The organism is Type-D symbiont of Plautia stali (assembly GCF_001485335.1).
Lineage (GTDB): Bacteria > Pseudomonadota > Gammaproteobacteria > Enterobacterales > Enterobacteriaceae > Pantoea > Pantoea vagans_C.
This window is the reverse complement of record NZ_BBOC01000145.1, coordinates 1-7123: the sequence shown is the minus strand read 5'-3', so window position 1 is coordinate 7123 and position 7123 is coordinate 1. Positions and strand designations below refer to the sequence as shown.

Below are 7123 nucleotides of genomic sequence, written 5' to 3'. Positions count from 1 at the left end.
TCGTCTGCCGGTGACGCAGACGCTGGCAGAACAGCTGGGTATCGTTTATCACTCCCCCGGGTTCTGGCTCACCCGTCAGGCCATCTGGATGCGGACGGAGCCCGACGCAGACTCAGCGACCGGTGGCGACGTCACACCGCTGTGCTAAAGCAGAATAATTGTGAATGTCTGCTGATCGCTCAGGCTGTGTGAAAACTCCTGATCACTTTTTGGTCTAAGCGATAGTTTCATATGATCAACCATTCTTGATAAACCCATGCGACGAACTGACTTTTTCATTAAAATTAGAAACATACGAATGAATACCGCGGATACCGGCATGGCCAATCACATTCAAGGACAAGGCAGGCATCAGGTGACATTACTTCCTGATGCACTGGATGATTTTGTCACTGAAGATAACCCCGTCAGAGTGGTTGATATCTTTGTTGATGGACTAAAGCTCGATTCTCTTGGTTTCAGAAGAGTTGATGCAAAGCGAACCGGACGACCCGGATATCATCCTGCCACCCTACTGAAATTGTACATTTACGGATATCTGAACCGAATTCAGTCCTCCCGTAGACTGGAAAAAGCGGCCCATCGGAACGTTGAACTGATGTGGTTACTTGAACGATTAACGCCTGATTTTAAAACCATTGCAGACTTCAGAAAAGATAACGGTGAAGGTATCAGGAATGCCTGTAGGGCCTTTATTGGCCTGTGCCGGCAAATGCAAATGCAAATGTTCACTGATGTCGTTGTTGCCATCGACGGAAGCAAATTTAAAGCAGTAAACAGCAAACCCAACAACTTCACATCTCAGAAAGCCAAAGACCATATTGAGCGCGTTGAGCAAAGTATTACTTATTATTTAAACAAGCTGGATGAAGCCGACAAGAATACTGAGCCAGATGCAAACACAAAGTTAACAGCCACTAAACTGGCCTGGCTAAAAAAGCGTTTACGTGAGCTTCATGAGATCCAACAAGCAGTCGCACAACAGCCAGATAAACAACTCTCTTTAACCGACTCCGACTCCCGGTTGATGAAAACAAATAATATGAATCGGCAAGTTTGCTACAACGTTCAGACAGCTGTGGATACGAAGAATCACTTGATTGTTGCGCATAAAGTCACCAACACAACAGATAATGGGCAACTTGGTTCAGTAGCAACACTGGCTCAGAAAGCTGTTGGCCGGAAGGACATAACAGTACTTGCCGACAAAGGGTATTACAGTCGCAGCGATATTAAAACAGTTCTGGATAGCGGAGCCATGGCGTTAGTGCCAAAAGGAGATACCTCTGGTGCTGAACGTAAGGGACTCTATAATCGCTCAATGTTCAGATATAACAGGGAAAAAGATGTTTATGTATGCCCAATGGGCAATGAGCTTCAGAATCGATTTACCTCAATAGAGGACGGACTGGAGCAACAGTTGTACTTTAATCATATTGCCTGTCGCGATTGCAGCCAGCGCTCCAGGTGCACTACATCGAAACGCGATCCAAGGCGTATACGACGTTGGGTTCATGAAGCTGAAATGGAAGAAATGCATGCAAGGCTTGAGTCATTTCCTCAAACGGTAGTCATGCGAAAGCAAACGGTAGAACATCCGTTTGGGACAATTAAAATGTGGATGGGTGCAACGCACTTCCTGATGCGGAAATTTAAAAATGTCAGTACGGAAATAAGTCTACATATATTGGCTTATAACCTGAAAAGGATGATATCGATTTGGGGTACTACAGGATTGATATTTAAGCTTCAGGAACAATACGGCTAACGGTTCCGGCCGTTTATCCTCCAGGAAAAAATATTAGGCTCTTTCCCGCACTAAAAAACCTCTGAGACACCCGAATAAAATCACAGCTTATCTCGTCAACTTAAACAGCATTCTCAAAACACAAAAGAAAATATTTTTTTGCTACTCAAAGCTATGAGTTTTCACACAGCCTGCGCTCACAGCAGCCCTTTCGCCCATGCCATTGGGCAGTTTCATGCCAGAAGCGGAAGTCGTCGCGGTAGTTTGTCTTCTTCAGTATGGTTCTAGTCACAGAGCTTCTGTCTGCCTCGTTGTCAGAAAGATAAAATTAGACCGTTAGTTCGTCTTTAATCAATGACTATAGCCGGAACGACTGATGCAGCGCCTTTGCCAGCAGATCCACGGCCTCATCGTCACAAGAAGAGGTGCTGCGGATGAACAGAATATTATGGTCGGGAACATCTGGCATTCCTTCAAGAATATGCATACGTCCGGTAACCTTTCCACGATCAATCAGGCTGACCGCCAGCCCCGCTTCTACACACGCTTTGACAGCCTGGCTGGAATGACTTTCCAGTACGATACGTGAACGTCGACCTGAGGCTTTAAGCGACTCCGTTATCGCCTGACAATAAACGCATGGCGCGGCATAGACGGCAAGAGGCAACGGATCTTCCAGCGCCACATCTGTGTTAAGGGGGCCGACCCACACGGGCGTCGTAGACATCAAAAGCTGAGCGTTCTGGCAAACTTCTTCCTTAGGCTGGACGATCAGTGCCGCGTTCAGTTTTCCACGCTGAACCCATTCTTTTAGTTCATTGCTGGGTCCCAGTTTCAGCTCCATTACCACGTTCGGCCACGAAGCGGTAAACGTAGGCAGAATCTCTTTAATGATCTGTTCTGCGTATTCATCCGGCACCCCCAGGGTAATACGTCCCTCAAGGTCAGGCCCGTGAAGATCCGCCACAATTTTATCGTGCGTGCGTAAGAGCTCTGCGGTTGAGCGCAACAGTTTTTTTCCCAGCGCAGTCAGGATGACGGACTGATTATCCCGTTGCAGTAACTGGCCCCCCGCAACGGCCTCCAGACGCTGAATGTGGACACTGACTGCCGCCGGGCTTTTATGCAGGTGCCCGGCGGCCGCGCTGAACTTGCCGGCTCGCACAACAGCATGAAAGGTTCGTAGTAACTCGATAGGAAGAATTCCTGCCATCATTTACATCCTTTAAACCATTCGTGCACATTATTTTGATTTACCAGATTACACCTTTTCCTTACCCTTTTGGAATGAGCCAACTTAGCCAATCCTCAAAAGACAAATCGATACGCCTTCACTGGCTTTATGCCGTTCCCCTGCCCCTGCTTGAAGTGGCGCTGCTGATTTCATGGAGCTCGGGATTTGTTGGCGCACGCTTTTCCATCAGTTATGCCCCGGCATTACTCGTCGTGTTCTGGCGCTATGTCGTGATAACCCTTCTCCTGCTACCTTTTGTATACAGACAAATACTGAATACGCCTTTCAGAATACTGCTGAAGAACGCGGGCATCGGCCTGCTGGCGATGGTCGGTTATATGATCGGCGTGACGCAGGGGATCGCATCCGGTGTCCCGGCCGGACTGGCTGCCCTGTGTGCTGACCTACTGCCGCTGGGAATGGCACTGCTTGCAGCCGTCTTTCTTGGCGAACGGCTGGCCATACAGGTCTGGCTTGGGCTACTCACGGGACTGCTGGGCGTATCATGGGTGACCCACAATGTTCTGGGGCTGGGCCACGCCCCGATATGGGCATACGGTTTACCCGTAGGCGGCATGCTGTCGCTTGCAGTGGCAACGTTATGGCAGAAACGCAGCCGTGCCTCAGAGTCTATGGAGTTACTGCCTAATCTATGGCTTCAGTGTCTTGTCGCGGTGTTTGCCTTCGCCTTTATTGAGGGCAGCCAGGGAAGCCTGGCTCCCATTCCCACAATGGGTTTCACGCTCAGCGTGATATGGACCGCGACTCTGCCTACCTTCGGCGGCTACGGGCTTTACTGGATTTGCCTGCGCCGGAGCTCGGCAACCCGCGTTGCTACCGTACTGTATCTCAGCCCGCCGATAACCATGGTCTGGGCCTGGGCTATGTTCGGTGAGCCTCTATCGTGGCAGATGGCTCTGGGGATGGCAGTATCTTCGGCCGGCATCTGGATGGTTATCCGTGGTGAAGCCTCTGAGAAAACCACTCCCCCGATAACTGATGCAGACCGCCCTCAGGTGCCACCACAGCAATAAGCATCAGGAAGTGCGCTGTAAGTCAGTGGCAGCGTCAGTCTCCGAGCAATGGCCTGACTTTTTCTCCAAGCAGCGTAATGGACCGGTGCATGGCCCCATGGTCGGCGGCGGCTGAACTCATCTGGAAATTCACACGGTTCACGCCGCCGAGTGCACCTGACAAGCTTTGCAACTTGCGCGCAACCGTCGCCGGACTGCCAATGATATTAGGCGAATACCTACTGTGATTAGCGATGCTGTGGACTCCATTCTCAAGCCCTCTCCGAACAGTGCACCTGGGGCTGGAAAACCAGAACCGGCAATGTAAGTTAATGTGCTTACTCAAAGACAGACTACCTTAGCCGCTGTGTAGGTTTGCAGCGGCTTTTTTCCGCTTTATACGGGGTTCCTGGAGAAGCCCGATAAAATAGCTTCCTGACGAGTCTTGCACGACCATCACTATGCATAAAGCGGACAGGACTGCCGGATGACTTCTATCCACTCTCGGTAGAAGAGATCATCTTTGTCCGGGCAGAAAGCAACGAGTTCGTAGCTGGCCGGAAGGGTCATATGTGCGATTTACGATTCCGACCAGAATCCCGCACCTGACTCGTCTTTTGTAAACAAATCCAGCGAGCCTCATACGCCAGCAGCCTTATATTGTTGAAGCCCTTCCTTTCTAGCTGGTTTATAGATTTTGTACCATTTAAATGATTTTTTCCTTCATGAGTAGCGGATGGTACAGACTACCATAAAAGACATGCTGCGCTGCTGATTCGGCAGAATAGGCGTTTTACCGGTAAACGTACGCTAAGTATGTTGATTAAATGAACATGTCAGTTTAGTTTTGTAGATAAAACATTATTCTTTTTTTGGGTTGTTGGTATATTAATCTAATCGTAAATCCAAATTGGATATATTGCATATGAGTGTCAGCGAAAGAGGAATAATCACTACACCTTTTGTTTTAGATTCGTATGGACCAGGTCAGGGGTTTGCTATTGGGAAAAGGTTATCTGAAGTTGAAGTAAATTATCTTGCCCTATATTGGGATAAGATGGTTATACCAATTTGCAATGAAATAAATACTAACTTACCCAAGGAAAAAGAACTATTAGAACTTAATTTGGTTGACAGGCCATTTATCAGAGGGGAGGGAAACAACCCCACTAAAAATATACTAAATTTTTTTGATTTTACACGAACCAAAATCCTTCGGGAAGTCAGTCAAACAGATAAATTTACTGACTGGTTTGTTCAGTCAATCGGTACAGAGTATGCTCAAGAAGTTGAAGATGTAAATAGACCATTTAGCCTGCGATTAGACTTACATGATATGTTGCCAGTGCCTAATGGAGAGGTAAATATCAATGATATTTTAGAGTTCAAGCATAAAAGAAAAGACGAACTCAATGCCCTTCATGAACTTCTGGATGAAATTTATAAAGAGTTTTTAAATGTTCAAGATTTAGAGTTTGCGCGAGCACCATCGCTAACAAGATTAAAAAAAGCGCTAGATGCACTCAATGATGTTAGTGTCGAAAAGTGGAAGTTGCCGGTTAAGTTTGATCTAACCACAAACTTTGAAATTGGAATTGGAATTGGAATTGGAATTGGAATTGGTACATTATTTCATTCTGCTGCAACTAGTTATGCAACCTTTTTAGCAGCGGGCGTTACTGGAGCCTTTTTAGGTGCCTCAGTAGGGATCGCAGGTTTCTTGGCCGATTCAGTAAAAATACAACTTGTAAAAAGGCAGCCCCTTAATCCAGACATAAAAAAACTTGAATATATTTCCTCTGTTTCAAAGAGCAATATTATTAGTCGTTAAATCTTTCATTAGATTAGATCTAAAGCTAACCATTAGGTAGCCAATGCCGTTTGAAATTATCTTTTCAAACGGTATTGCTATTAGGTTAAGTTTATAGGTGATACTTAATCCCCGCTTCTCACTCTCCCCCCTTACGTTTTTTCTTGACTGGAAGAAAGCAGGCTACAAATGCTTTCGCGGAATGCAGTTGATATTCCCGGTGCCTTTAGTTTTTGAATCAGAGGATAGCTTTTCAGGTTTTTAGTGGCTCAACCTTACTATGCGAAAGCATGATTTTTTTGAGGGGAGAGACTTCTGTTTAAGTTGCTGCTCCTGACAGGCTTGGCACTGGCCTGTTTCAGAGTCATTCTTCCGGGCTATCGATACAGTTTCAGAGTAATTAGAGAATTGACCTGCTCCCCATTGATTAACATAAAATGCTGAGAGCAATGTCTGCAGATCGCTCTTAACTGCCTGTCAGCCTGGTTGCATTTTGTTGGCGAAGGTCAAGCAAGTAAAATGCAAACGGGTAGTCAAGTCACATACAATTACGCAACGTCAGCGTAATACGGTCAGGCGTGACTGCTGTCATTCCCCTGAGTGTGAATACCTGACCCTGCCAGAATTTTTTCACCGGGCTGTCGTAATCCCCTCGGTCGACTACACTCTGATGCGCCTTACCGCCCTTGCGCACCTGCAGCACTTACCGGAGACATCACCCTGCCCCATCGCTGGTATGGAAATATATCCTGTGCTTTGCATTGAGGTGTGAATGTGAATTCTCAGCCAGAACCCCTTCCGTCGCAGAAAAGACTGGCAGCGATAAGCTCCGGATTGTCAGTCTCAGTCCACACCGGATTAATTAAATGCGTACTTCACGCTACCGCTATGCCAGACGTGCTGACGCTCTGGAAAAATTATGCAAAGAGTTACCGCCCTGACGTTACTGAGATACAAGCACTGGATGGATGCCGGGATGCTCAGCGCCATTGCCGACACGGACGCGCGCCGTTTTCGCGCTGAACGCCGCGAGATGCTCAGGCTTATGCACCACATGCACGTCACTGACATGCTCATTCGTGCCAACCTGAAGGGGGAAGCGCCTTCCCGGCAGAGTCTCAGGCCGCACAGAACGCCTGAGGAAGCAGTCCTGGTGCCGTACATGCTGGCCTGCTCCGGCTGGTTCATTGAATATGCGGCCGGCATGTCGGCCGAAGCCTGGGATTGCCCCCTGTATACCGGCGAAGGGACAGAAAGATGGCGCAGACCAGCCCGCTTGGCCTTATTGAGCAGGTAATCGTGCACGGTACGCGACACCG

Annotated in this window: 5 protein-coding genes; 4 read left to right on the top strand and 1 reads right to left on the bottom strand. The window is 47.8% G+C overall.

Translation table 11 applies throughout. From position 1 onward, the window contains the following. Positions 1 to 319: 319 nt before the first annotated feature. Complete coding sequence (locus PSSD_RS25105) at positions 320 to 1768, top strand: IS1182 family transposase (RefSeq protein ID WP_058974131.1); 1449 nt, start codon at positions 320 to 322, stop codon at positions 1766 to 1768. A 337-nt stretch (positions 1769 to 2105) separates the two neighbouring features. On the opposite strand, the gene PSSD_RS25100 is transcribed toward PSSD_RS25105, so the two are convergent. After that, positions 2106 to 2963: a LysR family transcriptional regulator gene (locus tag PSSD_RS25100; protein ID WP_235589300.1), complete on the bottom strand. Its 858-nt coding sequence runs from the start codon at positions 2961 to 2963 to the stop codon at positions 2106 to 2108. A 20-nt stretch (positions 2964 to 2983) separates the two neighbouring features. Between PSSD_RS25100 and PSSD_RS25095 the strand changes: the two genes are divergently transcribed. The 3 genes from PSSD_RS25095 (at position 2984) to PSSD_RS25085 (ending at position 7101) form a co-directional block, all read left to right on the top strand. Next, positions 2984 to 4015: a DMT family transporter gene (locus PSSD_RS25095; RefSeq protein ID WP_235589299.1), complete on the top strand. Its 1032-nt coding sequence runs from the start codon at positions 2984 to 2986 to the stop codon at positions 4013 to 4015. Positions 4016 to 4919: 904 nt separating this feature from the next. Next, positions 4920 to 5825 (top strand): DUF6236 family protein, encoded by a 906-nt coding sequence (locus PSSD_RS25090; protein ID WP_058974128.1) that lies wholly within the window; start codon positions 4920 to 4922, stop codon positions 5823 to 5825. Positions 5826 to 6723: 898 nt separating this feature from the next. After that, the gene (locus PSSD_RS25085; protein WP_058974127.1) at positions 6724 to 7101 is read left to right on the top strand and encodes a DinB family protein; all 378 of its coding nucleotides are present in this window, start codon (positions 6724 to 6726) and stop codon (positions 7099 to 7101) included. Positions 7102 to 7123 lie beyond the last annotated feature (22 nt).